Here is a 25,145-nt window from a genome sequence, read left to right on the forward strand (position 1 = left end):
CATGGCAACCCCAACCACCAGCACCCCCACGAGCGCCGGCATCATCACCCCGGGCGCACTCGGCTCCACCGAGACGGCCTTGGGCAAGACCACCATCAACAACGCGGTCATCGGCAAGATCGCCGGCATCGCCGCACAGGAGGTGCCTGGCGTCGTCGCGTTGGGTGGGGGAGCAGCTCGCGCCATCGGAGCGATCCGCGGCGCCCTCAACGCCACCGACCACAGCCAGGGCATCAGCGTCGAGGTCGGAGAGACCCAGGTCGCCGTCGACGTCACCATCGTCGCCGCCTACCCCACCCCCCTTCAGACGGTCGCCGACGGGGTCCGCGCCGCGATCATCGACGCCATCGAGACCCTTGTCGGCATGGAGGTCACCGAGGTCAACGTGACCGTGGCCGACGTCAGCATCCCCTCGGACGACGCCGACGGAACCGCCGACGACACCGAGACCCGCGTCCAGTGACCACCGCCACCCGCACCGGGATCCTGGTCGGGGCGGTCCTCGCCCTCACCTGGGTCGTCTTCGGCTTCTGGTCGTTCTTCTTCGTCGGCGTCGCGATGGCGGTCGGTGCCCTCATCGGACGCGTCGTGGACGGCAAGCTCGATGTCAGCAACGTCGTGGAAGCGGTCCGCGGCAAGCGCACGTCGTCATGAACGGCGCCCCCCGCGGGCGGAACACCATCTCCGCTCGCGCCCTGGATCGGGTCGCGTCGGCGGTCACCGCAGAGGCGCTCGACGTTTCGGCTCGCCACGTGCGAGCGCGGATCGAGGACGAGAGCGGGGCGATCGCGCTGCACGTCAGCACGCCCATCCGCGCCATCTCGCTCCGTGCCGTCCAGACCGATGCGGCGGCGGTCCAGCGGTCTGGAGGCTCGCTCCTCCAGCGTGCCGAAGCCGCACAGCAGCTGATCCGCGACGACTTCGCGAGCCTCACGGGCTCCGAGGTCGCGCGGGTCACGGTCCGCCTCAGCTCCGTCGACATCCGCCAGGAAGAGAGGGTCCGATGAGTGCCATCAGCGCTCCTCGCGATGCGTCGCGCACCGTTCCGACGCCGCACGGCGTCTCGGACGATCTCGCCGGCATCCACCGTCGGATCCTGCGCCGCGAGACGCATTCGCCGCGATCGCTGCTCGCCATCTCGCTCGCGATACTGCTCATGGTGGTCTTCGCCTGGATCGCCGCGGAGCTGATCGTGGGCCTTCTCGGCTACCCCGCGCTCCTTGTGGCGCCGATCGACATGTTCCGGTCCGCCCTGGCGGTACCGCTGCTGGAAGGCACTGCACAGTCCATCGCCGTCGTCTCGTCGGCTCTCGTGCTCCTGATCGGGATCGCATTGATCGTCGCCTCGCTGGCCGCCGGTCGCCGCGCTCGCCACATGGCGCAGACGGATCGAGCCGCCGCCGTCGTCGACAATGAGGTGATCGCCTCTGCGCTCGCTCGGCATGCGGCTCGCGCGGCCGGCATCTCTCCCGACAGCACCTCCGTCTCGGTCGGTCATCGTCGCGCCGTCATCGAGCTGACTCCGGTGTCCGGCCATCGTCTCGATGTCGATGAGATCACTCGGGCGGCACGCGAGCAGCTGGATGGCTACGCGCTCCGGCCGCGTCTCGCGGTCAGCGTGCGGGTCGCCTCTACCGGGAAGGTCGGCTCGTGAACAGCACCAACCGCGCTCTCAATCGACTGGTCATCCTCGTGGTGGGAGTCCTCCTGACCGCTCTCGGTGCCGCCGCGCTGCTCGGTCTGCTCGTGCCGACCGTGCACGGCGACTGGCGGAGCATCACGGGGGTCGTTCAGGCGACGGTCTCCGGCTGGCTCGGCGCGACTCCGATCGGCGATGGCAGCGCGAGCTGGCTGCTGATCGCCGCTGCTGCGCTCCTCGTGATCGCGATACTGCTCCTGGTGGCCTTCATCCTGCGTCAGGGTCGTGGCCATACCCGTCGGCTCCTGACCGAGCCGTCCACCGAGCATGGGAGAACCGTGGTCGAGGCAGCGGTCGCCGAGCAGCTGCTCCACGACGCGCTCAGCGCCCGGACCGAGTTCGTGTCGAACCACGTATCCACCTACCGGATCGGACAGGCGTCGGCTCTCAAGCTCTCGGTCACCTGCCGACGCGGCGTCTCGCCTCGCGATGCGATCTCGATCGCCGACGGGGCGATCCGCTCCCTCGACGTGCTGCTCGGCGCCCGCCTGCCCGCGCTGATCCAGGTCAGCGGCGGCTTCCGTGCTCGGACATCCGCCTCGACACGGCTCCAGTAGACGTTCACTCAGCTCGCAGGACGGGTACAGGTCCGCAGGTGCCTGACCCGATAGACCAGTACACAGACCTGCACGACAAGAAGCACCACCACAAGAAGGAGAAGCACATGGGTATCGGAGACAAGATCAGCAACGCCGCCGAGGATCTGGGCGGCAAGGCCAAGGAGGCCTTCGGCAAGGCCACCGACGACGACGAGAAGGTCGCAGAGGGCAAGGGCGACCAGGCTTCGGCCGGCGTCAAGAAGGTCGGCGAGGACGTCAAGGACGTCTTCAAGAACTGACCTCAGCCTCAGAACGACGAGGGCCCGGATGCGGATGCGTCCGGGCCCTCGTGCGTCGCGCGTCGCTTCTGCGTGCGGGGCGAATGGATCGCGAGTCAGGCAAGTAGTCAGACGAACTAGCACTTGGGGCGAGCGCGAGCCCTAGTGCTCGTCGCCGAGGCCGTCCTTCTCGCGCTGAACCCGTACCACCTCGCGGAACTCCTGATCGATGTCCGCCACCTCTTCCACCGCGGCCGCCATCCCGGCCAGGAAGCGGGCCACCGTCGTCCGCTCCTCTCCGGTCATCTCGTCGACGAGCGCGAGCATCCGTCGATGCATCGGGCCGAGCGTCTCGCGGACCTCCCGGTCCGACTCCACGGTGGCGACGATCACGATGGACCGGCGGTCGGTCGGATGCTTTCGGCGCTCGACGTGGCCGCTGCGTTCGAGTCTGTCGAGCAGCACCGTCACGGAGGCGGTCGAGATCTTGAGTCGGTCAGCGAGGTCGCGGTTCTTCACCTCGCGCCCGGCGCGCTGCTCGCCGAGAAGGAATCGGAGGGCCAGCAGGTCCGTCTCGTTCATCTTCATCGACGAACGCGTGCGAGCGCGCATGGCCAGCTCTGCGGTCCGATACCTGCGCAGCAGGTTGAGGACGTCGACGGTGGAGGTCTCGGCTCCCGGGTACCAGTAGCCCGCCGATTCCGTCTCGCCTGACTCGCTCATCCCGGAATTCTAGATCGATCGGGGCGCATTGTTCTTAGACTGTCTAGGATTCCATTCATCGCCGATCGCTTCCGCACGCGCTCGGTCCGATTGCGGATGCTGGCGGGAGGGCATTCATGGAGACCGCGAACTCGAACGGCACGACCTCGTACAGCACGACCTCGTACGGCGTCGACTCGCCGAGGACCGACGTCCTCAAGGCGGCACGCGCCGTCGAGGACCTCCTCAATGCGGAATCACAGCTCGCCCGGCGTCGCAGCAGTCAGAGCGGTCCGAATGACACGGACCGTGCAGCTATGCGCCTGATCATCGAGCGCGCTGCCGTGCACGACCCGGTCACGCCGAAGGAGCTCGCCGAGCATCTGCAGATGAGCTCGGCCTCGGTCTCCACGCTTCTCCATCGCCTGGCGCAGGGGGGCTCCGCGCATGCCATCGACCATCCGGACGACGGCCGGCGCAAGCTGATAGTCCCGTCCCGATCCCTCGCGGATTCTGCCGAGGTCGATCCGGTGGCGGCCAGGATCAGGGCGATCGCCCAGGACCTCTCGCCTCAGGAGGCAGAGCTCGTCACCGGGTTCCTCGGCCGAGTGACGGAAGCGATCAATCGCCCCTACCCGTGACCGATGCCTGGTGATCCGGTTCGGGTGATCCGCTTCGGTCATCCGGCTCGCGTGAGCGAGGGCCGACCCAGCGGCGGGATCAGAACGGTGCGTTGACCAGGACGGTGCCGGCGGTGGCTGCGGTGAACGCAATCGCGAGACCGACCGCACTGCTCCGGATGACCTCGCTGCGCAGGCTGCGGCCGTACACCGTCCCCGTCAGATCCGCGATGCGGATGGATTCGAACGCGCCCTGGGCCGCGTGCAGCGTGAGGTAGGAGCCCACTCGCTGGCCTGCCCAGTCGACGGCGCGGTAGGTGACTCCGACGCGGGTGACGGTGCCGGCGATCTGTCCGTTCAGCGTGCCGAGCCAGAGTCCAGGCTGCTTCTGCCATTCGATCAGCCTGCTCGAGCTCACGCGGGAGCGGCGGGTCTGGGCGGGGAATCGAAGTGCTGGCAGAGCGGTCATCTGAACGTCCTCTCGATCACTAGCTAGGCTAGCTAGCGATATTCGGAACGGTCAACTCGTTGACGTTGCCTCACTTCTGACTGCTGGCGGCGCCCGCCAAACTCGCGGGCCCAACGTCGGTTCAGCCGACGCACTCACATCCGCCCGCCCGCTCGCGCATAGGAAGGTCATAGGGTCCGCCCTCACAGTGGACTCATGACCGCCGAGACGCAGACCCGACCGGTGACGCCGCCGAGCTTCCCGGCACACCGGCGGACCGACCAGCGGCTCCGATACGCACGGCGGGCCCGCCGCGCGGACCTCATGCTGATCGCCATGTGGACATCCGGGGCCGCGGCCGCGGCGCTCTTCCTCGCGTCAGGGGGCGCCGCCCAGTTCGGGTCACCTGCGGAGATCGTCACGAGCCTCGGCATCCTCGCCGGACTCGTCGGAACCGACTTCATCCTCGTCATGCTCGTCCTCGCGGCGCGCATCCCAGTGGTCGACCGCACCATCGGGCACGACCGGGCGATCGCCGTCCATCGCAGACTCGGAAAGCCCGCGCTCTACCTCCTGCTCGGCCATGGGGCGCTGCTGCTCATCGGATACGGGATGAGCGAAGGGATCGATCCGATCCGGGAGGTCGGCTCCATGCTCGCCCTGCCCGATATGCCGCTCGCCTTCCTCGGCATGGGCCTGATGATCGGCGTCGTCATCACCTCGCTCGTCGCCGTTCGGCGGAAGTTCAGCTACGAGGGCTGGCACCTCATCCATCTGCTCAGCTACGTCTCGGTCGCCTTCGCGCTCCCGCATCAGCTCAGCGTCGGGGGAGTGCTCGCGGAGGGGACTCTGCAGCGGGTCTATTGGATCGCGCTCTACGTGGTGGCGTTCGGGGGCATCCTGACCTTCCGATTCGTCGAGCCGATCGTCTCGACCCTCCGCCACCGCATGACCGTCGCGGGGGTCAGCACCATCGCGCCCGGTGTCGTCTCCATCGAGCTCGCGGGGCGCCGACTGCGCGAGCTCGGCGCAGAAGGCGGCCAGTTCTTCATCTGGCGCTTCTGGACGGGCAGGACGTGGTGGCATTCCCATCCGATCTCGCTCTCCGCTCTGCCGACGGGCTCGTCGGCTCGGATCACGGTGCGCGATCTGGGCGCGGGGAGCGCGCGGATCAGCGCGGTGCCCGTCGGGACGCGGGTGAGCATCGAGGGTCCGTACGGACTCTTCAGCGACGTCGCCCGCACCTCCGAGAAGCTCGTCGTGGTCGCCGCCGGGATCGGGGTCACTCCCATCCGTGCGCTCCTCGAGAACGCGGAGTTCGCGCCGGGCGACGCGACGGTGCTCCTCCGCGCCGGCGGCGTGGAGGAGACCTACCACTGGGATGAGATCCGCGCTCTTGCCGCTGCCCGCGGCGCGCACTGCTACATGATGATCGGGCCGCGGGCGACGGGGTCCCGCAGCTGGATGGCCCGGGCGGACGCGGATCGCGGGGTCACCCTGCAGAGCGCCTTCCCGGACCTGAGATCGTCGGATCTGTATCTCTGCGGTCCCACATCCTGGCTCGACTCGATCGAGGCGGACGCGCAGGCTGCCGGGCTTCCCGCCCATCAGATCCATGCCGAGAGGTTCGACTGGTGACGGCGCTCGACGAGGGGAGACGACTATGAGGGTCAGGGCGGTACTCGGCAGCATCTTCGCCTCGACGGCGGTGCTCGTCGTGGGATGGCAGGCGGGAGCGGTGGTCCTCGCGCCCGACGCCACAGCGGCTGCCCAGCCGGAGGCCGCGTCCGCGACCTCAGCCGATGGCACGGGAAGCTCGGCCGAATCATCGCAGGCCACCGCAGCGCCGGAGAGCGCGACCGCGCCCACGGTGGCACCCACCGCTGCGTCGGATTCCGATGCTTCCGCCGCCGATTCTTCCGCCGCCGCTGCTCCCTCCGTCGCAGACGGCACCTTCACCGGATCGACCGTGGACACCCGCTTCGGCAGCGTGCAGGTCTCGGTGACCATCGCGGGCGGTGCCATTACGGATGTCACTGCGCTCAAGCTCACCGACCACGAGTCGAGGTCGGTGCAGATCAGCAACCGCGCGGCTCCTCTCCTCCGCGAGGAGGTCCTCGCGGCGCAGTCGGCGGACGTGTCGAATGTGAGCGGCGCGACCTACACCACCGACGCCTACCTCGAGTCGCTGCAGGCCGCGCTCGACCAGGCAGGCTTCTAATGAGGCACGTCTTCCCCACCATGGGTACGGTCGCCTCCATCGAGCTGCCGGATGACCACGCTCATCGGCTCGCCGACCTGCGGGCGATCTTCCGTGCGACCCAGGCCCGCTACAGCCTCTTCGACGTCGATTCCGAACTCAGCCTCATCGCCCGCGGCGCTCTCGATCTCACGGACTCGAGCGATGCGATGCGCGAGACCTATCTGCGAGCCCTCGAGTGGCGCACCGCCACGGCCGGGCTGTTCAGCCCGCACCGCCCCGACGGCATCCTCGATCTCAACGGCATCGTCAAGGCCGACGCCATCGAGCAGGCGGGAGCGCACCTCGATGCGGTCGGCTGCGATCGCTGGACCATCAACGTCGGGGGAGACATCCTCGTCCGAGGCGCGGACGACCCGTGGGTCATCGGGATCGCCGACCCGACGGATGCACAGGGCCTGATCTCCTCGGTGAGCCTTCGGCCGCCTCGTCGGGCAGTGGCGACATCCGGCAGCGCTCAGCGCGGGGATCACATCTGGCTCGGCGGCGATCCGGGGCCGGCCCGCTTCGTGCAGGTCACCGTGGTCGCGGACGACATCGTGACCGCGGACGTCCTGGCCACCGCCATCGTCGCAGGAGGACGCGAGGCCCTCGACGACATCGCCGACCGATGGCCGATCGACGTGCTCGCGGTAGATCGTGAGGGCCAGATACTGGCGACACCCGGTCTGCGGCCCCAGCCGCCCGCCGAAGTGACCCGAATGGCTGGCTGAGGCAGATCAAGCCAGCCATTCGCGTCAACTCGAGGGGCGCATGCCGCGCTCAGCGCGACTGGGCCGCCGGCTGCCCCGTCTTCGGCTGCTCGGCCGACTCGGTTCCGACCGGGTGGCTGCGCTCCAGCGCCGCACCCTCGACGTCGACATTGGGCACGATGCGGTCCAGCCACTTCGGGAACCACCAGGCCGATCGGCCGAGCAGATGCATCGCGGCGGGGATGAGCAGCATGCGCACCACGAACGCGTCGAGCAGGACGCCGAACGCGAGGCCGAAGCCGATGGGCCGGATCGTCGAGGACTCCGAGAAGATGAAGCCCGCGAACACCGAGATCATGATGATCGCAGCGGCGGTGACGACGGTCCGACCGGCATGCAGCCCGCGCTGGACGGCCACCTTCGCGGAGGCGCCGTGCACATACGCCTCCCGCATCCCGGAGACCAGGAACAGCTGGTAGTCCATCGCCAGCCCGAACAGCACGCCGACCTCGATGACCGGCAGGAAGCTCAGGATCGGCGCCGGATCGTGCACTCCGAAGATCGCGCCGAGCCAGCCGTACTGGTAGATCGCCGTCAGCCCGCCGAAGGTGGCGAGCAGCGACAGCACGAAGCCGGCCGTGGCGGTGATGGGCACCAGGATGGAGCGGAACACGAGGATGAGGATGAGCAGCGAGAGCCCGACGACCACGACGAGGTAGAGCGGGAGGGCGTTGGCGAGCTTCTCCGACACGTCGATGTTGGCGCTCGCGTTGCCGGCGACGCCGAGCGAGATGTCACCGTCCGCCGAGCTGATCGGCGACAGGTCCCGCAGGTCGTGCACAAGCGCCTCCGTCGACTCGTCCGCGGGGCCCCCCGTCGGAAGGACCTGGAACGCGATCACGGTGCCGTCGTCCGAGGCCCCGATGGGCACGACCGCCGACACGTTGTCCTGCGCGCTGATCTTCTGTCCGATGGCGACCTCCTGCGCGAGCAGATCATCGCCGGAGACGGCCGCGGGCAGGTCCGCGACCACGACGAGCGGGCTGTTCTGCCCGGCGCCGAACTTGTCCTCGAGCACCTTGTACGCCTTGTACTGGCTCGACGATGTGGCCTCGGACGAGCCGACCGGCAGGCCGAGTCGCATGTCCAGCGCGGGGAGGGCGACGACCGCGAGCACCGCGACGCCTCCGATGAGGGTGACGATCGCCCGCCCGGTCCGCATCGGCACTGCGGTCTTCATCGACACTGGGGGAGTCCTGTCCGCGGTGATCTCGCCGATCCGTGCGCGCTCCTTCTTGCGCAGGATCTTCATCCCGATGACGGAGAGGACGGCGGGAGTGAAGGTCACGGCGACGAGGATCGCTACGGCCACGGAGATCGCGCCGACGGTTCCCATGAGGCCGAGGAATGGCACTCCCGTGACGTTGAGGGCGAGCAGCGCGACGATGACGGTCGTGCCCGCGAAGACCACGGCGTTGCCGGAGGTCCCGTTCGCCAGTCCGATCGACTCGTGCAGCTCGACCCCCTGCTTCAGCTGGCGGCGGTGCCGGTTGAGGATGAAGAGCGAGTAGTCGATCCCGACCGCCAGCCCGAGCATCACGCCGAGGACGATCGTCACGGAGGTGAACTCGATGATCCCCGAGAACGCCATCGATCCGAGCGTCGCGGCACCGAGGCCGACGATGGCGCTCACGAGCGGCAGCGCCGCGCCGATCACGGTGCCGAGCATCAGCAGCAGCACGAGCGCGGCGACGATGACACCCACCACCTCGCCAGGGCCGAGCACGCTCGGGACGCTCTGGGAGATGTCGTTCGAGACGTAGACGTCGACGCCGTCGAGTCCGGCTTCGGCCATCTCGACGATCGTGGACTTGAGGGCCGGGTCGACCCTGTTCACCGAGACGGGGAACTGCACGGTCGCGACCGCCGCGCTGTCATCGGAGGAGACGAAGCGCAGGTTGGCCGCCAGATCCAGCAGCTTCGATCCGGTCTCGAGCTTCTCGCTCTGCGCCTCGAGGGTGGCCGTGTTCGCGTCGATCTGGTCCTGCCCGCTGGTGATCTGCGCCTGCTGGGCGTCGATCTGGGCCTGCTGGGCGTCGAGCTGGGCGCTCGCCGCCTCGAGCTGTCCCGCGGCCTCGGCCTGGGCGCGAGCCGCGTCGAGCTGCTGCTGCCCGGCGGTCAGCTGGGCCTGGCCGGCGTCGAGCTGCTGCTGGGCGGTGGTCAGCTGTGCGCGGCCGTCCTCGATCTGCTGGCGACCGTCGACGATCTGCTGCTTCTGATCGTCGAGCTGGGCCTGCGTGACGAACGGGTCGGTGGTCGCCTTGACGCCGTCCTCGCTGCCGATCCGATTGAGGAACGAGGCGATCGCGCTCTGCTCCGCGGTCGTGAACTCTGAGCCGTCGTCGGTCGCGAAGACGAGGGTGCCACTGCCGCCCGACGCCTTGGGGAACTTCTCGGTCAGCTCGTCCTGCACCGCCTGCGTGGCCGTGCCGGGGATGCTGACCGTCGGCGACAGGGTGCCGGCGAACAGGGCGTAGCCGACTCCCGCGAGCGCGATGATGACCAGCCAGCTGACGATGACCTGCCAGTGCCGTCGAGCCGAGAAGCGGCCGAGGCGGTAGAGCAATGCGGCCATGGGAGCCACTCTCCTTGGATTCGTGGAAGAAGGTGGGCGCGACGGTGGACCCGGGAATGGAAAGGAAGATCAGGTGGTGGGGAGGTATCCGGCCCGAGCATGGTCGGTGAGAGTGGCGAGCAGCCGCTGCCACTCCGCCCGCCCCGCGGCGTCGAGGCGATCGCCGGGGAGCGCCGCCCAGTGCTTGGCGATCACGGAGACGCCGCTGATCAGCGTCGCCACGGTGAGCTCGGATTCGAGCGGATCCGCCTCGGGGTAGCGCCTCGCCACCTCGAGCAGCAGGCGTTCGGCGGCGCGCGCGAACACCGCGTCGCCGAGTGCGCGTCGTCGGGCGTCGGGCGCCTCGGATCCGCCGAGCAGCCGGGTCGCCGAGGTGATGGCGAGAGGCAGATCCGCCGACTGGATGGTCTTCACGATCTCGTCGAACACGCATCCCCTGCTGCCGTCTCCGATCTCGGCGGAGCGCACTTCCAGCAGGAAGTCCTCGATGAGCACGTCGAGGGCTCGATCGCAGAGCGTGAGCAGGATCTCGTCGAGAGACGCGAAGTGGTTGAACACCGTCCGCCGTGCGACGTCCGCGCGAGCGGCCAGCTCGTCGACGCTGAACTGGGGACCGCCTCGCTCATCGACCAGAGCCTGCGCCGCTCCGAGGATCCGTTCGCGATGGAGCGCCTTGAGGGCGGTCCGTCGATCGGGATGCGAGATGAGCACGCGACGACACTAGGTGCATCGATGCACCAAGTGCAATCAGGCGCGCCTGCTGCTCAGCAAGAAGGAAGGAAGCGCGTCGGCTTGGCTGCTGCACTCCGAGGGTCGACGCCGGCGATGTGCCGACTGGTACCGTGATCCGTGAGTCAAGACACCAGCGCCATCCATCCTGAGACGGCGGCCATGCCCACCCTGCGCGGCGGTCTGCTCGGCGGTCTCCTCTGGGGGTTGCTCGGCGTCCTGGCGTTCTCCTTCACCGTGGTCTTCACGCGGATCGCGGTCGGCGGGCTGTCGCCGCTTTTCATCGGTTCCGGTCGAGCCGTCATCGCGGCGGTGCTCGCTGCCATCGCCTTGACCGTGACGCGTCAACGGCTGCCTCGTGGGACGCAGTGGCTCCGACTTCTCATCGTCGCGGGAGGGGTCGTGATCGGCTTCCCGCTGTTCACCTCGTTCGCCCTGCAGACCGCTCCCGCCAGTCATGGCGCCGTCGTCATCGCGCTGCTGCCTGCTGCCACCGCGGTGATGGTGGTCATCCGCACGCGGGAACGGCCGCCTCGTGTCTTCTGGATCATGGCCATCGTCGGCGCTGTCGCGGCGGTGTTCTTCGCCTCGCTGCAGGGAGGTGGGATCAACGAGCTGCGCTGGTCCGACCTCCTCCTCTTCCTGGCGGTCGTCGCTGCCGCCGTCGGCTACGCGGAAGGCGGCCTGCTGGCGCGCGAGCTCGGTCCGTGGCAGACCGTGTCGTGGGCGCTGGTGATGGTCTCGCCGATCATGCTGATCCTCGCGATAGCGTCGGCCGCCGCGCAGCCGCCCACCGGAACGCTCGCTGAATGGGCCTCGTTCGGCTATCTCGCCGTCGTCAGCATGTTCCTCGGCTTCTTCGCCTGGTACCGCGGGCTGGCGATCGGACCGATGGCGCAGGTCAGCCAGGTCCAGCTCGTGCAGCCGGTCTTCAGCATCATCTGGGCCGCCCTCATCCTCCACGAGCAGCTGACCTGGGCCACCATCGCCGGCGGACTGGTCGTCGTGCTCTGCGCGGGGATTGCCGTCAGGACCCGGCTGCGTCGGCAGGCGCTTCCGCCGGCTCCATCCTTGAGCGCGGCCGTAGACAGTCCGTAGCCGTCCGGCGATGCGGTTCGTCAGGCGGGGTCGTCAGGCGGGAGCGGCATTCATGGCGGTGAGCTGGATGAGATTGCCGACCGTGTCATCGAAGACCGCCGTGGTCACCGGGCCGAAATCCGTCGGCGCCTGGGTGAAGACGACGCCGCGCTCGCTCAGTCGGTCGTACTCGGCCTGGACGTCGTCGACCGCGAACGAGGCCCACGGGATGCCATCCGCGACGATGGCGGAGCGGAAGGGCTCCACCGCGGGATGGTTGTTCGGCTCGAGGAGTATCTGCATTCCGTCGGGATCCTCGGATGATGCGATGGTGAGCCAGCTGAACTCGCCCAGCGGCACGTCGGCGACCGGCACGAAGCCGAGCACGGCGGTGTAGAACTCCAGCGCCGCGCGCTGGTCGGAGACGAAGATCGACATCACGTTGATTCTCATGCGGGTTCCTTCTGGGGCCAGCGCTCGTCGATCTGAGCGAGCGGTCGGGTGTCGATCGTGTGCAGCTTGTAGCGTCCGCGCCGCTCGGTGCGGATGAGTCCTGCCGTCTCGAGGATGTCGAGATGCTGGGACACCGCCTGGCGGCTGGAGCTCAGCCCATGCGTCATGGTCAGTCGGGTGCAGAGCTCGAACAGGGTCTGCTCGTCGCGCGCGAGCAGCTCGTCGAGAATCGTCCGCCGAGTCGGGTCGGACAGAGCCTGGAAGACGTCTGCCACGACCTCAAGATAGGCAAGTGGCTACTTGCCTATCAATGGATCGATCAGTCGCCAGAGGTGATCCGGTCGACGATCGGTCGCAGCACGTCGGTCCATGCGCGATAGCCCTCGCCGTTCAGGTGCAGATGGTCGCGCGTGAACTCGTTCCGGAGCGCCCCGTCGGCGGTCGAGAGAGCAGGCCAGAGGTCCAGGTAGCGGATGTGGTCGGGTCGCTCCGTGACCAGAGTCTGCAGTCGGCCGTTGATCGAGTCGAGCTCGTCGCGGAACTTCGCGGAGCGCGGCATCACGCTCTGCACCCACACCGGCGTTCCCGGCGCGCGTCGTTCGATCCCGTCGAGGATGCGGCCGACGGTGTGCACGATCAGCGGCTCCGGCAGGGCGGCTGTGAGGTCGTTCGTGCCGATGAGCAGGAACACTCCGAGCGGCGTCCCGATCGCGCTGTCGAGCCGGTCGAGCACCATGCCGCTCGTCTCGCCGCCGATCCCTCGGTTCAGGACGGGGGCGTCTGGAAACCACTCGTCCCAGTTGCCGAACTCGCTGATGCTGTCGCCGAGGAAGACGATCCTGTTCGCCTGCGCCCCTGTGGCCTCGAACTGGTCGCGTCTGGCCAGCTGCTGGTTGCGGAGGATGCCGCCCAGCCGGCGCATCGCGGCGCCTCCGAGGGCGCGTCCGATCGCGCTGCGGGATGTCGTGGACATTCAGGGCTCCTTCGCCTATCCGATGGTCGTCATGGTCGTCGTCGTGTCAGTGAGGCAGCAGGTCGGTGGAGCCGTAGATGCCGAGCACCCAGATCCGGGTCAGAGCGTCGAGCGCATCGGCGGCATGAACGCGCGGATCCTCATCGGTGAGCGCGGAGAGCAGCACGCGCTCGTTCATCAGATTGAGCGCGGTCGCCAGAGTGTGTGCGTCCAGGCCGCCGGGGGCGGCCCCGCGATCCCGCTCCGCCGCGATGACGTTCGCCGAGTACCCGACCCACGACTGCATCGACGTCGACCAGAGCTCGCGCACCTTCTGGTTGTCCTGACGGACGTTCATCGCGGCGGCGGCGATCGCCCGGTGAGCGGTGAAGACATCGACGAACGTGCCGATCGACCGTCGCCACGCCCCATAGGGATCCGCCGCGAAGTCCCGGGGGAGGGATGCCACCCGCTCGTCCACCTCGGAGATCACCCGGTCGAGCAGTGCGAGCAGCACGTCGTCCTTGGACGAGAAGTAGAAGTAGAACGCAGGGCGGGACAGGCCTGCGGTGGTCGCGAGCTCCTCGATCGAGATCGCGGCCAGCGAGCGGTCCTGCAGCAGCCGCTCGGCACCGATGAGGATGGCCTCTTCGCGCTCGTCGCCCGAGGGGCGGGAGTTCCTGCGTCCACGCGATGCCATCCCTGCATCGTATCGCTCAGCATTGACACAGCGTCGATTATGTCGACAGTGCGTAGAGTTCGAGGATGAGCGAGCACGTGGACGTGATCATCGTCGGAGGCGGCCTCAGCGGGGTCGGCGCGGCCAGTCATCTCCGGCGGGAGAACCCCGAGGAGTCGGTGCTCGTCCTCGAGTCGCGTTCGACGATCGGCGGGACCTGGGATCTGTTCCGCTATCCCGGGGTGCGTTCGGACTCGGACATGTTCACGCTCGGCTACTCGTTCCGCCCCTGGACCGCGGGCAAGGCCATCGCCGACGGCAGGTCCATCCGCGAGTACATCGTCGACACCGTGGAGGCAGAGGGGCTGCGCTCCCGCATCCGCACCAATCACCGGGTGGTCGCCGCGGAGTGGTCGAGCTCGGACGCGCGTTGGACCGTCACCGCCGTCGTCACCGGTGACGGCGAGTACCGGATGGACGACGGCGCCGACATGGAGGTGCAGCCGGAGACCGCAGGGCAGACGGAGACGGTCACCTTCACCTGCTCGTTCCTCTTCGTCTGCTCCGGCTACTACCGATACGACAAGGGGTTCACCCCCGCGATCCCCGGCGCCGACACCTTCGAAGGAGCGCTGGTGCATCCGCAGCACTGGCCCCGCGATCTGGACCACGCCGGTAAGCGGGTCGTCGTCATCGGCAGTGGCGCGACCGCCGTGACCCTCGTTCCCTCCATGGCCGCGACCGCCGCACACGTCACGATGCTGCAGCGCTCGCCCACCTACATCGCCGCCGTGCCCTCCCGCGATCATCTCGCCGACCGGCTGCGGGGCAAGCTGCCCCCGCAGACCGCCTATCGGATCATCCGGATCAAGAACATCGGCTACTCGATGCTGACCTACCAGCTGAGCCGTCGTCGCCCGGAGTTCATGAAGTCGCTGCTGCGCAAGTCGGCGGTGGCCAAGCTGCCGGCCGGCTTCGCGGTGGACACCCATCTCGCGCCCACGTACGAGCCGTGGGACCAGCGCCTCTGCGCGATCCCGGATGGCGACCTGTACCGGGCGATCTCGAAGGGCGCAGCGGACATCGTCACAGATCGGATCGATCGGATCACCCCGCACGGAATCCGCCTCGCATCCGGAGCGGAGCTGGAGGCGGACGTCATCGTCACGGCCACCGGGCTGGAGCTGCTGGTGATCGGCGGGATCGCCCTCAGCGTGGACGGGCGGCCGGTGGATGTCGCCGACACCATCGCCTACAAGGGCATGATGCTCACCGGCGTGCCGAACTTCGCGCTGACGATCGGCTACACCAACGCCTCCTGGACGCTCAAGGCGGATCTCGTCGCGCGGTTCGTCGGGCGGCTGCTGCGCCGCATGCGACGGCTGGGCTACGCGAGCGTCGTGCCCGAAGCGCCTGCCTCGGTGCGATCGGGCCCGCTGTCGCCGCTCATCGACCTGCAGGCCGGGTACGTGCTGAGGAGCTCGGCGCGGCTGCCTCGTCAGGGCGCCGTCACGCCGTGGAGGCTCAAGCAGAACTATCTCCACGACTACCTGCTGCTGCGAATCGGCAGCGTGACCGACGGGCTGCGGTACAGCCGGGCCATATCGCGCCGGAATCCGTCGAGCGGGACGGAGCGGAGCGCCGAACCTGCTCTGCCAAGCAAGCCGGGGGAGGCGTTCGTCACGGTCGACGGCGCGCGCATCCGGTACCGCGACACCGGCAGCGGGTCGCCGATCCTGCTGATCCACGGCATCGGGCAGAGTCTCGAGGACTGGAACGAGCAGCACGATCGCCTTTCGCGAGACCATCGGGTGCTCAGCCTCGATCTGCCCGGCTTCGGCTTCTCCGAACGGCCGGATGCGCCTGTCACCCTGCGATATCTCGCCGACTCCCTCCCGGGCTTCCTCGACGCGCTCGGCATCGGAGGTCCGGTGGCCGTTCTCGGCAACTCCCTGGGCGGAGCGGTCGCGATGACCTTCGCCGTCGCGCATCCTGAGCGGGTCGGTGCGCTCGTGCTCGCCAACAGCGCCGGTTTCGGCCGGGAGGTGACGATCGTGCTGCGCCTGCTGGCCGTGAAGCCGATCGGATCCCGCCTCATGCGCCCCGCGATCGCCAATTCCGTCCGCACGGTGCGCTCCCTGTTCTACGACCAGACGCTGGCGACGGCCGAGCGGATCCAGCACTCCTACCTGCTGGCCCAGCGGCCCGGGCACTCCGCCACGATCCTCGACGTGGCGCGTGACCTCGGCACCTTCCGAGGCGTGCGGCCGGAGTGGCGAAGCGAGCTGCTCGAGGCGCTCGCCGCACTGCAGATCCCGACGCTCGCGGTGTGGGGCGACCATGACCACGTCCTGCCGCCGCATCACCTCGATGCGGCGATCGACGCGCTGCCGAACGTCGAGTCCCACGTGTTCGCCAAGACCGGCCACATGCCGCAGATCGAGCGGCCCGACGAGTTCGCCCGCCTTGTAGAGGACTTCCTCACGCGTACCCCTCATTCCGGCTCGCGCAAGGGGAGCGACAGCGGCGCCCTTCAGCGGCACGATGCAGCGGTAGGACCAGCTATCGGACAGCAGCACGAGAAGGAGAAGGAATAGGACATGGGAGATCTTCAGAGGGTGACCGTCCTGGGCGCCGGAGTGCTCGGCGCTCAGATCGCATTCCAGAGCGCGATGCACGGGAAGGACGTGACCGCGTACGACATCGACGACACCGCGCTCGAAGCGGGCCGCGCTCGCCTGCAGGCCATCGTGCCGCAGTTCGTCGCCGACGCGGGCGAGTCTCTGCGCGCCGCGGCAGAGCAGGCCGTTGCGGGAATCCGGCTGAGCTCCGACCTCGCCGATGCTGTCGGTTCCGCCGATCTGGTCATCGAAGCGGTACCGGAGTCCCTCGAGCTCAAGCGAGCCGTCTACGAGCGCCTCGCGTCTCTGGCTCCGGCCGATACGGTCTTCGCGACGAACTCGTCGACACTGCTGCCGAGCCAGATCAGCGATGCGACGGGACGGCCGGACCGGTTCCTCGCTCTGCACTTCGCCAACCACGTCTGGCGCAACAACACCGCCGAGATCATGGGCACGCCGCAGACCGATCCTACCGTGTACCAGCGGGTCGTCGCCTTCGCGAAGGAGATCGGGATGGTACCGATCGAGCTGCACAAGGAGCAGCCCGGCTACGTCCTGAACTCCCTCCTCGTGCCACTGCTCAACGCGGCGGCGGGTCTCGTGCTCACCGGAGTCGCCGAGCCTGAGACCGTGGACGCCACCTGGCGGATCGGCACGGGCGCCCCCGCGGGACCGTTCCAGATCTTCGACGTGGTCGGACTCCGCACCGCCTACGCGATCTCGAGCGCGCGACCCGACCCCGGGTCGCAGGCATGGGCCGCCTACCTCAAGACCAACTTCCTCGACGCAGGCAAGTTCGGCGTCGAATCGGGCGAAGGCTTCTACAAGTACTCGTGAAGCGAGCGGGCCCGGTCGGTCGGGGATCGTCGGCCCGCCGCGTGCCCTTCCTGCCTGATCGGCATCCCCGCCTAGGGTCGCGGCATGGGTCTGTACTCGATCGTCTACGTCAGCACCGCCACGGTTCCCTTCTGGGACGAGGAGGTCGCAGAGCTGCTCGAGAAGAGTCGCTCGAAGAACGACGGGCTGGGCCTGACCGGGATGCTGCTGTTCAAGGGCGGCCAGTTCATGCAGGTGCTCGAAGGACCCGAGTCCGCCGTGCGCTCCCTGATCGCGACGATCTCGAAGGACCCACGGCACGAGGACGTGCGCACCCTGTGGGAGGAACCGATCGAGCAGCGCCAGTTCCCGGCGTGGACGATGGGCTATCGAGGACTCACCGACCAGGCCATCCAGGCGATCCCGGGGTACAGCGACTTCTTCGATGCCACTCCTGGCGCGAGCAGCGTGTGGGCGACCGAGTCGCGCTCGCGCTGGCTTCTGGACTGGTTCCGCACCAATCGCGCCTAGCGACTGCCGCTACACCCCTGGGGAGGTTGTATCCCGCGTTACATCCGGGGTACAACAGAGAGGTGGCGCGACGGTTCATCGGCATGCCTGCCGGTTCCTGCGCCGCCGAACCCGTCTCTCAACAGCGATGCCGAGAGCTCGGTCTCCATGAGTCGTCGACCATGGCCGAGCCGGAACGGCGTCGCGCGCCGATGAAGGAATCCATGCCCACCGACACCCGGACCGCTGCGGTCATCTACAACCCGATCAAGGTCGACCTCGACGTGCTCCGCGAGGCGGTCGCCCGCGAAGCGACCAGCGCGGGCTGGGCCGAGACGCTGTGGTTCTCGACCTCCGTCGAGGACGTCGGCCAGGAGGCCACGAAGCGCGCCCTCGATGAAGGGGTCGACATGCTCATCGCGGCGGGCGGCGACGGGACGGTACGTGCGGTCGCCGAGGCCGCCCGTGGCCACGACGTCTCCCTCGCGCTGCTTCCGTCGGGGACGGGCAATCTGCTCGCTCGCAACCTCGAGCTCACCCTCAACGACATCCCCGGCAGCATCCACGCCGCGTTCGCCGGATCCGACCGGCGCATCGACCTCGGCATGATCCAGATCGAGCGGGAGGACAAGAGCCGCGATCAGCACGCCTTCGTGGTCATGGCCGGCATGGGCCTCGACGCCAAGATGATCGCCAACACCGACGAGGACCTCAAGAAGAAGGCGGGCTGGGCCGCATACGTGAAGGCGATCGCCGCATCGCTGCGGGACCCGCATGAGCTGCACCTGCGATTCCGGCTCGACGATGGCGGACCGAAGCGGACCACCGTGCACACGCTCATCCTCGGCAACTGCGGCTCCCTTCCCGCGAACATCATGCTGATGCCCGAAGCGGTGCTCGACGACGGTCTCTTCGACCTGATGATGACCCGACCGGGCGGGCTGCTCGGCTGGATCCGCGTCTGGTTCAAGGTCGCGTGGACGAACGGCGTCGTCCGCCGCACGAAGGCCGGCCGGGCGATCGCGGGGGAGCAGAAGAACGACCGGGATCTGCGCTACGAGACCGGAAGCAAGTTCGTGGCGAGGCTGTCCCGCCCGGAGGAGATCGAACTCGACGGCGACGGCTTCGGCAAGGCGGTCGCCTTCCGCGCCTGGATCGAGCCGCAGGCGCTGCGAGTGCGCACCGCCGGCGACACGGCGTGAGCCCGGCTCGAACTTCGCAACGACGCCGAGCGCTCCGGGATGAGCTGCTCACCTATCGAGCGACTGCGACAACGACTGCGACCTCAGTCGCAGACGGCCCCACGTTCGTGCTGCTGCACGGGGTCGGACTCTCGCACCGCGAGTACTCACGCCTGGCTCGAGTGCTGCGCGAGACGGGTCCCGTCATCGCCTTCGACCTTCCCGGTTTCGGCCCCAGCCGGCGACCGCTCCGCGATGTGAGCATCGAGGAGAACGCCCGGCGGGTCGCCCAGGCCCTGGATGCGCGGAACGTGCGCTCCTCGGTGGTGGTCGGACATTCGATGGGCGCTCAGTTCGCGGTCGAGCTCGCCGCGACCCGCCCCGACCTCGTCAGCCACCTCGTCCTGATCGGACCCGTCGTGGATCCCGCGCATCCCACGCTGCGCGGGCAGGCGCGGGCGCTTCTGCGCGATTGGCCGCTCGAGCCGCCGCTCACCCAGCTCATGGCAGGTTTCGACTACGCGAGGTCCGGCGTGCGCTGGTTCCTCGCCCAGTCGATCGTGATGCGGGACTTTCCCACGCACGTCCGCATCCATGCGGTCGAGCAGCCGCTGCTGGTCCTGCGCGGCGCGCACGACCCGATCGCCAAGCCGCCCTGGGTGGACTGGCTCGCACGGCAGGTCCGCCTCGGAGAGGTCGTCACCGTGGAGGGACACCGGCACAACGTCGTGCATTCGGGAGCGGAAGAGGTCGCGAGCGCGATCCTGCGATTCGTCGCCCCCTGAGGCGGATCAGCCCAGTTCTTCGCGGACGTAGCGCGCGAACCCGTCCGGTGCTCGGCCGCGCACGCGTCCAGAGGTGAGAACCGGGGCCTGATCCGTGCCGCGGATCCGACTGCCCTGATGCCTCAGGGCGTCGACGAGCAGCACGTCCTCGTCGGAGGAGGCGGCCTGGAACCCTCCGCTCCTCAGGTACACGTCGCCCCGGATGCCGAGATTGGCACCATGGATGTAGACCGGCTCCGTCGTCGGCGGGTTCAAGGAGCGCCAGCGCCGAAGCTGTCGAGGCGTGAGGTCTGCGGGGTCCGGTTCGATCTGCCCCACGAGGACCTCGGCACCCGACGTGGCGGCTGCATGGTGCACGCTCAGCCACTCGGCCGGGACGGCCGAGTCTCCGTCCGTGCTGGCGATCCAGGTCTGCGTCGGACGAGCGCCCGCCAGCAGGTGCGCCGCACCGGCAGCGCGCGCGCTGCCCACTCCTCGATGCCGCGACGCGATCACCTCCACGTCCGGCCGGGATCGCGCTATCCGAGCCGAATCATCGGTGCTGCCGTCATCGACGATCACCAGCCGCACCCGGCACATCGACTCGCGCTCGAACTCCTGCCGGGCGGCGGCGATCGCGTCCAGAGCGCGGGGCAGCAGGGCTGCCTCGTTGAGGACGGGGACCACGATCCCGATCAGGGTGATCCCTTCCGCGTCGACCGTCATGGGGCAGCTGCCCCCTCGAGGCCAGACAGTGGAACGAGGGTCGTCTCAGGGAAGAACAGCTCGATGCTCCGATCGAAATGCGCGAGGAATTCCGCACTCAGAAGGGTTTCGTCGCCCGGCTCGGGGGAGAGCGGGGCGATCTGAGTCGTGTAGGCGTCGCCCGCGCGGCGCTTGGCATCCTGCTCGTCTGGCGTGAGCTCGATCCGCACGGCATGCGGCCACTCCGTCGAGCCGGGGTCACCCCAGTGCCAGGCCCAGATCGGAGCGCCCCAGACCTCGATCGTGCGCGCACCCGTGCCGTCGGCGACGAGGGCCGTGGCTGCACGCGCGGTCGCCGAGTGGTCGGGATGACCGTCGCCCAGCCACGGCGTCACGATCAGAACGCTGCCCTCGGCCTCTCCGACGATCGAGCGGAGGGCTTCCGTGAGCGCCCTCTCCTGTTGCTCCAGGCGGCCGTCGGACAGCTCCAGGCGGATCGCGCGGGCCCGGGGAGCGAGGATCGACATCGCGCGAGCGAATTCCGCGCGCCGCAGTTCGGCGAGCCGTGCCGGCTGCGTGGTGGGCGAATCGGGATGAGAGGCCTCTCCGTCGGACGCCAGGACGACGGTGACAGCTCGCGCCGAAGCGCCGAAACGGGCGATCAGCCCACCTGCACTCAACGTCTCGTCGTCGGGGTGTGCGGCCACGACGATCAGCGCGTCGAACGTGAGCGGATCGACGGAGGCGGCGGATGCGACGACGGCGGAGTCCAGCCAGTCCTGCTCCGGTGTGCTCGGATCGGCGGCCTCGAATCTCACCACGTGACACCGGCCGCGAGGGCCGCGCGCCCGAGGGAGGCCTGATCCCGCTCCGCGTGGTGCTGGCGCACGTAGAGCTGCAGATCGGCGATCCGTCGCGCGTGCTCGTCGTCGAAGGACAGCGGTGCAGGTCCGAGGGCGTGGCCCGTCCGCAGGATCGTCTCCTCCACCAGATCCGCGATGGATGCACGCACGCGCGCCGCCAGGATCCCGCCCGCTTCGCCCTCCGCGCGGCCCGCGTCGACTTCGGTCGCCGCATGCTCGAGCAGCACTCGATTCGCGTGGATCGACGCATCGAGGGCGCCGATATGGGCCAGCGCGATCTGATCGGGCTCCCGAATACGGGCCTGAGCGAGCAGTGCGCGCGCGGCGCCGATCGCGCCGCCGAACCAGCAGGCGGCCACTCCGATCCCGCCCCAGCTGAAGCCCGACCTCGTGAGATACCAGCCCGTGTCACCGACCGCGGTCGCAGGCACGTCCTCGAGGTGGATCGGCCCGCTGGTCACCTCGCTGAGTCCTCGGGCGAACCAGGCGCCCGGCTCGACCGTCACCCCATCTTCGCGGAGGTCGACCGCGAAGAGTCGACGACCGACCGGGGTGTGCGCGGTGATGAGCGCCGAGTCGAGCATGCCGGCCAGCGAGCACCACGGCTTCGTTCCGGAGAGCCGCCATCCGTCGCCGGCGGCCGTCGCGTCGAGCCGGACGTCGGCGGCCTCCGCCGCGAAGACGCCCCATGCTCCATCGCCGGCAGCCGAGCCGGCCTGACGCAGGATCGACCGCGCGTCGAGATGCGCCTCGGCCACGCGCGCGGCGGTCAGATCGATCGAGCCCAAGGTCGCCAGCAGCCCCCACAGCTGGAGTGTCTCGCCCTCACCCGGGAACGCGACGTCATCCAGGCGGCGGGCGAGCTGGATGGCGCGCGGCGCATCGCCCTGCACACGGGAGGCCTCCGCGAAGAGATCGGAGTGGCGATCCAGTCGCCCACGCGGTCCGAATTCGACGGCGATTCCGGGGACCTGAGGGGCGCTCACACGCCCACCTTAGGGGGCGTCTGTGAACGCTTCATGTGCCCGGTCGTCGGATTGCACGACCCTTTCGTGGAGCTCGGCGTTCCCGTCCTCGGCCTCGGTCGCGCTACGACGCGCTCCGCCCCTTGTCAAGGCCTTCTGGACATCCGCGCCCGGTGCTTCGGTAGATGCATCACCAACACGAGGAGAGTCCCATGAGCACCGCCACCCGGACCGACACCACCCACCGCTACGCCGAGACCGCCGTGCAGAAGGTGTCGCTGGTGGTCGGAATCGTCTTCCTGCTCGTGGGGCTGGCCGGATTCGTCCCCGGCCTGACGACCGACATCGAGAACCTGGAATTCATCGGCCACGACTCCGACGCGATGCTGCTCGGACTCTTCCAGGTCTCCATCTTCCACAACATCGTCCACCTGCTCTTCGGCGTCGCGGGGATCCTGTTCGCACGAACGGCGAGGGGCGCCCGCAACTACCTGATCGTGGGCGGCGTCGTCTACCTCGCGCTGTGGCTCTACGGTCTGCTCGCGATGGACAACATGAGCGCCAACTTCGTGCCGTTCAACACCGCGGACAACTGGCTGCACCTGTTCCTCGCGGTCGGCATGATCGCCCTCGGCCTGCTCGTGGGGCGTCGGTCCACGACCCGAGCGCGAGTCTGAGGCCGACGTCATCGCCGGTTCCTAGCTCCTACCAAGTAACGACGGTTACATTCGGCTCATGGGGCTGAAATGGAGAGGTCGATCCTTCTCGTTGCGACGGAGGCAGCGCTTTCTGCGGGGCTCTTTCCTGGAGCACCCCGTCGATGCGACTCCGATGAGCACCAGGCGGCTCATCCTCCGTCCGCACCGGCTGCGTCATGCCGATGCCGAAGCGTGGCATCACATCGTCAACCAGCCGGACGTCCGCACCGCTCTGAATTGGCCGGCGCGCGATCGCGCCGCCAGCAGGCGTCACCTCGAACATCGGACTCGTCACACCCGCCTCTGGCAGGCCGACGACTTCCTCGCCCTCGCGATCGAGCTGGACGGGGAGCTGATCGGGGACGTCTCGCTGCACGTGCGGAGCATCGAGGGGTCCAATCGGTCGGCAGAGATCGGCTGGCTGCTCGACCGCCGGAACATGGGATGCGGGTATGCGACCGAAGCCGCATCGGCCATGCTCGCGCTCGCCTTCGATGTGCTCCAGGCCCAGTGGGTCACCGCCATCGTGCGCAGAGGCAACCCTCGATCCGCGGCGCTCGCGAAGCGCCTCGGCTTCACCCCGGTGGCGGCGGACGGTCAGCACGACGCATTCCTCATGGGCAACCTCGTCTGGAGAGAACGCGGCGCCGAGGTCCGCACCTCCTACGGAATCGACGTCGGAGTGTCGGATGAGCACGCTGTGGGAAGCGCCGCGGCGCCCCTGGGACGGCTGACCCGCTGAAGGCAGTCCTCTCGGTGTGAAACAATCTGCGTATGCATGCAGATAAGCCGATATGCGGACGTTCGCCCGACAGCCAGTTCGTCGAGCTCGCCGTGGAGGTCTTCTCCATGCTCGCCGACGCCACTCGGGTGCGGATCATCCTCGCCCTCCGCGAAGGCGAGCGCTCGGTCACCCAGCTGGCCGAGACGGTGGACAAGTCACCCGCTGCCGTATCCCAGCACCTCGCGAAGCTCCGTCTCTCTCGAATGGTCACCACCCGTCAGGACGGCACCCGGATCTTCTACCGCCTTGCCGACGAGCACGCGAGTCGTCTGGTCTCCGATGCGATCTTCCAGGCCGAGCACACCCTGGGCGGAACTCCGCGCCACCACCACGATCAGGACGCCGGCTCGTGAGCACGTTCGGTCCGGATGCGCGAGCGCACCACGAGCACGAGCACGAGCACGACCACGGGCACGACCACGGGCACGACCACGGGCACGACCACGAGCACGACCACCAGCGGCACGAGCACGACCAGGGACCGCACGGCCATTCGCATCCCAGCGGTGTGCGCGGCTTCCTTCATGACCTGTTCGTGCCGCATTCGCATGACGCATCCGATTCGATCGACGATGCGCTGGAGGCCAGCGAGCAGGGCGTCCGAGCGCTCAAGATCAGCCTCTTCGTCCTGCTCGCCACGACGGTCCTGCAGTTCCTGGTGGTGCTCATCTCGGGCTCCGTCGCGCTGCTCGCCGACACCATCCACAACTTCTCGGACGCCTTGACGGCGGTGCCACTGTGGATCGCCTTCCTGCTCGGCCGCCGAGCGGCATCCCGCCGGTACACCTACGGTCTCGGCCGTGCGGAGGATCTGGCCGGGCTGTTCATCGTGGTGGTGGTGGCTGCATCGGCGATCGTGGCTGCCTGGCAGTCCATCGTCCGGCTCCTCGCGCCTCATCCCGTCGAGAATCTCTGGTGGGTGGTCGTCGCGGGCGTCATCGGATTCGCGGGCAACGAGGCGGTGGCGATCTATCGCATCAGGGTCGGACAGCAGATCGGGTCGGCCGCGCTCGTCGCGGATGGAGTGCACGCGCGAACGGACGGGTTCACCTCACTCGCCGTCGTCGCAGGAGCCGGGGGAGTGATGCTCGGCTTCCCGCTGGCGGATCCGATCGTCGGCATCCTCATCTCGGTGGCGATCATCGTCCTCCTTTGGGGGACCGTCCGCTCCATCGGCCGCCGACTGATGGATGGCATCGAGCCCGAGCTGTTCGACAGGGCCGAGCGGGCGATCGCCGGCACGCCCGGCGTCCTCGCCGTCGACCAGCTGCAGCTGCGCTGGGTCGGTCATCGGCTGCAGGGTGCCGCGCTGATCGTCGTCGCCGATGGCAGTCTGTCGTCAGCGGAAGTCGTCGTGCACGAGGCCGAGCACCGGGTCGGGCATGCCGTGCCGAACCTCGATCGGTTCCATCTCCGCCCGACCACTCGCGGCTGACGCGGCGCTCCGCGGCCGGCGTCGCTCCTCGTCTCCCCAA

32 protein-coding genes are annotated in these 25,145 nt (G+C 68.6%); 20 read left to right on the forward strand and 12 right to left on the reverse strand.

The annotated features are described in order from the left end of the window. Position 1 precedes the first annotated feature (1 nt). The 6 genes from E6C64_RS15320 to E6C64_RS15345 all read left to right on the forward strand — a co-directional run bounded on the left by E6C64_RS15320 (position 2) and on the right by E6C64_RS15345 (position 2,537). The gene (locus E6C64_RS15320) at positions 2 to 463 is read left to right on the forward strand and encodes an Asp23/Gls24 family envelope stress response protein (RefSeq protein ID WP_136428336.1); all 462 of its coding nucleotides are present in this window, start codon (positions 2 to 4) and stop codon (positions 461 to 463) included. Further along, positions 460 to 654, forward strand: coding sequence for a DUF2273 domain-containing protein (locus E6C64_RS15325; RefSeq protein WP_136428337.1), 195 nt, complete (start codon positions 460 to 462; stop codon positions 652 to 654). The genes E6C64_RS15320 and E6C64_RS15325 overlap by 4 nt, the downstream gene beginning before the upstream one ends. Beyond that, entirely contained in the window at positions 651 to 1,007 is a 357-nt protein-coding gene (locus E6C64_RS15330) for a hypothetical protein (protein WP_136428339.1), read from the forward strand. Before E6C64_RS15325 ends, E6C64_RS15330 begins: the two co-directional genes overlap by 4 nt. Further along, positions 1,004 to 1,654 (forward strand): Asp23/Gls24 family envelope stress response protein, encoded by a 651-nt coding sequence (locus E6C64_RS15335; RefSeq protein WP_136428341.1) that lies wholly within the window; start codon positions 1,004 to 1,006, stop codon positions 1,652 to 1,654. Before E6C64_RS15330 ends, E6C64_RS15335 begins: the two co-directional genes overlap by 4 nt. Next, positions 1,651 to 2,256: a hypothetical protein gene (locus tag E6C64_RS15340; protein WP_136428343.1), complete on the forward strand. Its 606-nt coding sequence runs from the start codon at positions 1,651 to 1,653 to the stop codon at positions 2,254 to 2,256. Before E6C64_RS15335 ends, E6C64_RS15340 begins: the two co-directional genes overlap by 4 nt. A 107-nt stretch (positions 2,257 to 2,363) precedes the next feature. Next, a complete protein-coding gene (locus E6C64_RS15345; protein ID WP_136428738.1) occupies positions 2,364 to 2,537 on the forward strand; it encodes a CsbD family protein in 174 nt (57 codons plus the stop codon). Between the two features lie 141 nt (positions 2,538 to 2,678). Here the strand turns inward: E6C64_RS15345 and E6C64_RS15350 are convergent, their stop codons facing one another. Beyond that, on the reverse strand, positions 2,679 to 3,239 hold the full coding sequence (locus E6C64_RS15350; RefSeq protein ID WP_136428345.1) for a MarR family winged helix-turn-helix transcriptional regulator: 561 nt from the start codon (positions 3,237 to 3,239) through the stop codon (positions 2,679 to 2,681). 116 nt (positions 3,240 to 3,355) lie between these two features. On the opposite strand from E6C64_RS15350, the gene E6C64_RS15355 reads away from it, so the two are divergent. Continuing rightward, entirely contained in the window at positions 3,356 to 3,859 is a 504-nt protein-coding gene (locus tag E6C64_RS15355; RefSeq protein ID WP_136428347.1) for a MarR family winged helix-turn-helix transcriptional regulator, read from the forward strand. Between the two features lie 79 nt (positions 3,860 to 3,938). Here E6C64_RS15355 and E6C64_RS15360 read toward each other — a convergent pair whose 3' ends face one another. Beyond that, on the reverse strand, positions 3,939 to 4,307 hold the full coding sequence (locus E6C64_RS15360) for a hypothetical protein (RefSeq protein WP_136428349.1): 369 nt from the start codon (positions 4,305 to 4,307) through the stop codon (positions 3,939 to 3,941). 195 nt (positions 4,308 to 4,502) lie between these two features. Between E6C64_RS15360 and E6C64_RS15365 the strand changes: the two genes are divergently transcribed. The 3 genes from E6C64_RS15365 to E6C64_RS15375 are packed head-to-tail and all read left to right on the forward strand — an operon-like array spanning position 4,503 to position 7,259. Continuing rightward, a complete protein-coding gene (locus E6C64_RS15365) occupies positions 4,503 to 5,924 on the forward strand; it encodes a ferredoxin reductase family protein (RefSeq protein ID WP_136428351.1) in 1,422 nt (473 codons plus the stop codon). A gap of 25 nt (positions 5,925 to 5,949) precedes the next feature. Next, positions 5,950 to 6,507: an FMN-binding protein gene (locus tag E6C64_RS15370; protein ID WP_136428353.1), complete on the forward strand. Its 558-nt coding sequence runs from the start codon at positions 5,950 to 5,952 to the stop codon at positions 6,505 to 6,507. Beyond that, the gene (locus E6C64_RS15375) at positions 6,507 to 7,259 is read left to right on the forward strand and encodes an FAD:protein FMN transferase (RefSeq protein WP_136428356.1); all 753 of its coding nucleotides are present in this window, start codon (positions 6,507 to 6,509) and stop codon (positions 7,257 to 7,259) included. Before E6C64_RS15370 ends, E6C64_RS15375 begins: the two co-directional genes overlap by 1 nt. Positions 7,260 to 7,308: 49 nt before the next feature. On the opposite strand, the gene E6C64_RS15380 is transcribed toward E6C64_RS15375, so the two are convergent. Further along, positions 7,309 to 9,873 (reverse strand): MMPL family transporter, encoded by a 2,565-nt coding sequence (locus tag E6C64_RS15380; RefSeq protein WP_136428358.1) that lies wholly within the window; start codon positions 9,871 to 9,873, stop codon positions 7,309 to 7,311. Positions 9,874 to 9,942: 69 nt separating this feature from the next. Further along, complete coding sequence (locus tag E6C64_RS15385; RefSeq protein ID WP_136428361.1) at positions 9,943 to 10,584, reverse strand: TetR/AcrR family transcriptional regulator; 642 nt, start codon at positions 10,582 to 10,584, stop codon at positions 9,943 to 9,945. A 138-nt stretch (positions 10,585 to 10,722) separates the two neighbouring features. Between E6C64_RS15385 and E6C64_RS15390 the strand changes: the two genes are divergently transcribed. After that, positions 10,723 to 11,700 (forward strand): DMT family transporter, encoded by a 978-nt coding sequence (locus E6C64_RS15390; protein WP_438941869.1) that lies wholly within the window; start codon positions 10,723 to 10,725, stop codon positions 11,698 to 11,700. A 33-nt stretch (positions 11,701 to 11,733) separates the two neighbouring features. Here E6C64_RS15390 and E6C64_RS15395 read toward each other — a convergent pair whose 3' ends face one another. The 4 genes from E6C64_RS15395 to E6C64_RS15410 are packed head-to-tail and all read right to left on the reverse strand — an operon-like array spanning position 11,734 to position 13,784. Continuing rightward, positions 11,734 to 12,132 carry a VOC family protein gene (locus E6C64_RS15395; RefSeq protein ID WP_136428363.1) on the reverse strand — a complete coding sequence of 133 codons (399 nt, stop codon included), beginning with the start codon at positions 12,130 to 12,132 and terminating at the stop codon, positions 11,734 to 11,736. After that, positions 12,129 to 12,407, reverse strand: a complete 279-nt coding sequence (locus tag E6C64_RS15400) for an ArsR/SmtB family transcription factor (RefSeq protein ID WP_136428365.1) — start codon at positions 12,405 to 12,407, stop codon at positions 12,129 to 12,131. The genes E6C64_RS15395 and E6C64_RS15400 overlap by 4 nt, the downstream gene beginning before the upstream one ends. A gap of 44 nt (positions 12,408 to 12,451) precedes the next feature. After that, positions 12,452 to 13,105 carry a GDSL-type esterase/lipase family protein gene (locus tag E6C64_RS15405; RefSeq protein WP_136428367.1) on the reverse strand — a complete coding sequence of 218 codons (654 nt, stop codon included), beginning with the start codon at positions 13,103 to 13,105 and terminating at the stop codon, positions 12,452 to 12,454. Between the two features lie 46 nt (positions 13,106 to 13,151). Further along, on the reverse strand, positions 13,152 to 13,784 hold the full coding sequence (locus tag E6C64_RS15410; RefSeq protein WP_136428369.1) for a TetR/AcrR family transcriptional regulator: 633 nt from the start codon (positions 13,782 to 13,784) through the stop codon (positions 13,152 to 13,154). 65 nt (positions 13,785 to 13,849) lie between these two features. Here E6C64_RS15410 and E6C64_RS19470 point away from each other — a divergent pair, with 65 nt between their 5' ends. The 5 genes from E6C64_RS19470 (at position 13,850) to E6C64_RS15435 (ending at position 19,676) form a co-directional block, all read left to right on the forward strand. After that, positions 13,850 to 16,360, forward strand: coding sequence for an alpha/beta fold hydrolase (locus E6C64_RS19470; RefSeq protein ID WP_158437886.1), 2,511 nt, complete (start codon positions 13,850 to 13,852; stop codon positions 16,358 to 16,360). 3 nt (positions 16,361 to 16,363) lie between these two features. Next, a complete protein-coding gene (locus E6C64_RS15420) occupies positions 16,364 to 17,221 on the forward strand; it encodes a 3-hydroxyacyl-CoA dehydrogenase (RefSeq protein WP_136428371.1) in 858 nt (285 codons plus the stop codon). An 84-nt stretch (positions 17,222 to 17,305) separates the two neighbouring features. Then, a complete protein-coding gene (locus E6C64_RS15425; protein WP_136428373.1) occupies positions 17,306 to 17,731 on the forward strand; it encodes a BLUF domain-containing protein in 426 nt (141 codons plus the stop codon). 203 nt (positions 17,732 to 17,934) lie between these two features. Then, entirely contained in the window at positions 17,935 to 18,912 is a 978-nt protein-coding gene (locus E6C64_RS15430; RefSeq protein WP_136428376.1) for a diacylglycerol/lipid kinase family protein, read from the forward strand. A 107-nt stretch (positions 18,913 to 19,019) separates the two neighbouring features. Then, entirely contained in the window at positions 19,020 to 19,676 is a 657-nt protein-coding gene (locus E6C64_RS15435; protein ID WP_158437887.1) for an alpha/beta fold hydrolase, read from the forward strand. 6 nt (positions 19,677 to 19,682) lie between these two features. On the opposite strand, the gene E6C64_RS15440 is transcribed toward E6C64_RS15435, so the two are convergent. Genes E6C64_RS15440 through E6C64_RS15450 form a run of 3 tightly spaced genes read right to left on the reverse strand, consistent with a single transcriptional unit; the run spans position 19,683 to position 22,209 of the window. Beyond that, positions 19,683 to 20,381, reverse strand: a complete 699-nt coding sequence (locus E6C64_RS15440) for a glycosyltransferase family 2 protein (RefSeq protein ID WP_136428380.1) — start codon at positions 20,379 to 20,381, stop codon at positions 19,683 to 19,685. Beyond that, complete coding sequence (locus E6C64_RS15445; RefSeq protein WP_136428382.1) at positions 20,378 to 21,181, reverse strand: PIG-L deacetylase family protein; 804 nt, start codon at positions 21,179 to 21,181, stop codon at positions 20,378 to 20,380. Before E6C64_RS15445 ends, E6C64_RS15440 begins: the two co-directional genes overlap by 4 nt. Beyond that, on the reverse strand, positions 21,175 to 22,209 hold the full coding sequence (locus tag E6C64_RS15450) for an acyl-CoA dehydrogenase family protein (protein ID WP_136428384.1): 1,035 nt from the start codon (positions 22,207 to 22,209) through the stop codon (positions 21,175 to 21,177). Before E6C64_RS15450 ends, E6C64_RS15445 begins: the two co-directional genes overlap by 7 nt. A 191-nt stretch (positions 22,210 to 22,400) precedes the next feature. Between E6C64_RS15450 and E6C64_RS15455 the strand changes: the two genes are divergently transcribed. From E6C64_RS15455 to E6C64_RS15465, 3 genes are all read left to right on the forward strand, one after another. Continuing rightward, positions 22,401 to 22,865, forward strand: a complete 465-nt coding sequence (locus E6C64_RS15455; protein WP_136428386.1) for a DUF4383 domain-containing protein — start codon at positions 22,401 to 22,403, stop codon at positions 22,863 to 22,865. A 154-nt stretch (positions 22,866 to 23,019) separates the two neighbouring features. Further along, complete coding sequence (locus tag E6C64_RS15460) at positions 23,020 to 23,628, forward strand: GNAT family N-acetyltransferase (protein ID WP_233255651.1); 609 nt, start codon at positions 23,020 to 23,022, stop codon at positions 23,626 to 23,628. Between the two features lie 32 nt (positions 23,629 to 23,660). Further along, entirely contained in the window at positions 23,661 to 24,023 is a 363-nt protein-coding gene (locus E6C64_RS15465) for an ArsR/SmtB family transcription factor (RefSeq protein ID WP_136428389.1), read from the forward strand. Here E6C64_RS15465 and E6C64_RS19475 read toward each other — a convergent pair. Continuing rightward, positions 24,005 to 24,163, reverse strand: coding sequence for a hypothetical protein (locus E6C64_RS19475; protein ID WP_233255652.1), 159 nt, complete (start codon positions 24,161 to 24,163; stop codon positions 24,005 to 24,007). The two genes, E6C64_RS15465 and E6C64_RS19475, sit on opposite strands and share 19 nt — an antisense overlap. A gap of 42 nt (positions 24,164 to 24,205) precedes the next feature. Between E6C64_RS19475 and E6C64_RS15470 the strand changes: the two genes are divergently transcribed. Next, complete coding sequence (locus tag E6C64_RS15470; RefSeq protein ID WP_233255653.1) at positions 24,206 to 25,105, forward strand: cation diffusion facilitator family transporter; 900 nt, start codon at positions 24,206 to 24,208, stop codon at positions 25,103 to 25,105. Positions 25,106 to 25,145 lie beyond the last annotated feature (40 nt).

This window comes from Naasia lichenicola (assembly GCF_004801885.1).
In the GTDB taxonomy this organism is placed as follows: Bacteria; Actinomycetota; Actinomycetes; order Actinomycetales; family Microbacteriaceae; genus Naasia; species Naasia lichenicola.

Excerpts from the sequence above, each read along its gene's own strand:
- E6C64_RS15320 (WP_136428336.1), top strand. The coding sequence starts at position 2 with ATGGCAACCCCAACCACCAGCACCCCCACGAGCGCCGGCATCATCACC.
- E6C64_RS15330 (WP_136428339.1), top strand. The coding sequence starts at position 651 with ATGAACGGCGCCCCCCGCGGGCGGAACACCATCTCCGCTCGCGCCCTG.
- E6C64_RS15335 (WP_136428341.1), top strand. The coding sequence starts at position 1,004 with ATGAGTGCCATCAGCGCTCCTCGCGATGCGTCGCGCACCGTTCCGACG.
- E6C64_RS15345 (WP_136428738.1), top strand. The coding sequence starts at position 2,364 with ATGGGTATCGGAGACAAGATCAGCAACGCCGCCGAGGATCTGGGCGGC.
- E6C64_RS15350 (WP_136428345.1), bottom strand. The coding sequence starts at position 3,239 with ATGAGCGAGTCAGGCGAGACGGAATCGGCGGGCTACTGGTACCCGGGA.
- E6C64_RS15355 (WP_136428347.1), top strand. The coding sequence starts at position 3,356 with ATGGAGACCGCGAACTCGAACGGCACGACCTCGTACAGCACGACCTCG.
- E6C64_RS15360 (WP_136428349.1), bottom strand. The coding sequence starts at position 4,307 with ATGACCGCTCTGCCAGCACTTCGATTCCCCGCCCAGACCCGCCGCTCC.
- E6C64_RS15365 (WP_136428351.1), top strand. The coding sequence starts at position 4,503 with ATGACCGCCGAGACGCAGACCCGACCGGTGACGCCGCCGAGCTTCCCG.
- E6C64_RS15370 (WP_136428353.1), top strand. The coding sequence starts at position 5,950 with ATGAGGGTCAGGGCGGTACTCGGCAGCATCTTCGCCTCGACGGCGGTG.
- E6C64_RS15375 (WP_136428356.1), top strand. The coding sequence starts at position 6,507 with ATGAGGCACGTCTTCCCCACCATGGGTACGGTCGCCTCCATCGAGCTG.
- E6C64_RS15380 (WP_136428358.1), bottom strand. The coding sequence starts at position 9,873 with ATGGCCGCATTGCTCTACCGCCTCGGCCGCTTCTCGGCTCGACGGCAC.
- E6C64_RS15395 (WP_136428363.1), bottom strand. The coding sequence starts at position 12,132 with ATGAGAATCAACGTGATGTCGATCTTCGTCTCCGACCAGCGCGCGGCG.
- E6C64_RS15405 (WP_136428367.1), bottom strand. The coding sequence starts at position 13,105 with ATGTCCACGACATCCCGCAGCGCGATCGGACGCGCCCTCGGAGGCGCC.
- E6C64_RS15410 (WP_136428369.1), bottom strand. The coding sequence starts at position 13,784 with ATGGCATCGCGTGGACGCAGGAACTCCCGCCCCTCGGGCGACGAGCGC.
- E6C64_RS19470 (WP_158437886.1), top strand. The coding sequence starts at position 13,850 with ATGAGCGAGCACGTGGACGTGATCATCGTCGGAGGCGGCCTCAGCGGG.
- E6C64_RS15420 (WP_136428371.1), top strand. The coding sequence starts at position 16,364 with ATGGGAGATCTTCAGAGGGTGACCGTCCTGGGCGCCGGAGTGCTCGGC.
- E6C64_RS15425 (WP_136428373.1), top strand. The coding sequence starts at position 17,306 with ATGGGTCTGTACTCGATCGTCTACGTCAGCACCGCCACGGTTCCCTTC.
- E6C64_RS15430 (WP_136428376.1), top strand. The coding sequence starts at position 17,935 with ATGCCCACCGACACCCGGACCGCTGCGGTCATCTACAACCCGATCAAG.
- E6C64_RS15440 (WP_136428380.1), bottom strand. The coding sequence starts at position 20,381 with ATGACGGTCGACGCGGAAGGGATCACCCTGATCGGGATCGTGGTCCCC.
- E6C64_RS15455 (WP_136428386.1), top strand. The coding sequence starts at position 22,401 with ATGAGCACCGCCACCCGGACCGACACCACCCACCGCTACGCCGAGACC.
- E6C64_RS15460 (WP_233255651.1), top strand. The coding sequence starts at position 23,020 with ATGAGCACCAGGCGGCTCATCCTCCGTCCGCACCGGCTGCGTCATGCC.
- E6C64_RS15465 (WP_136428389.1), top strand. The coding sequence starts at position 23,661 with ATGCATGCAGATAAGCCGATATGCGGACGTTCGCCCGACAGCCAGTTC.
- E6C64_RS19475 (WP_233255652.1), bottom strand. The coding sequence starts at position 24,163 with ATGGCCGTGCGGTCCCTGGTCGTGCTCGTGCCGCTGGTGGTCGTGCTC.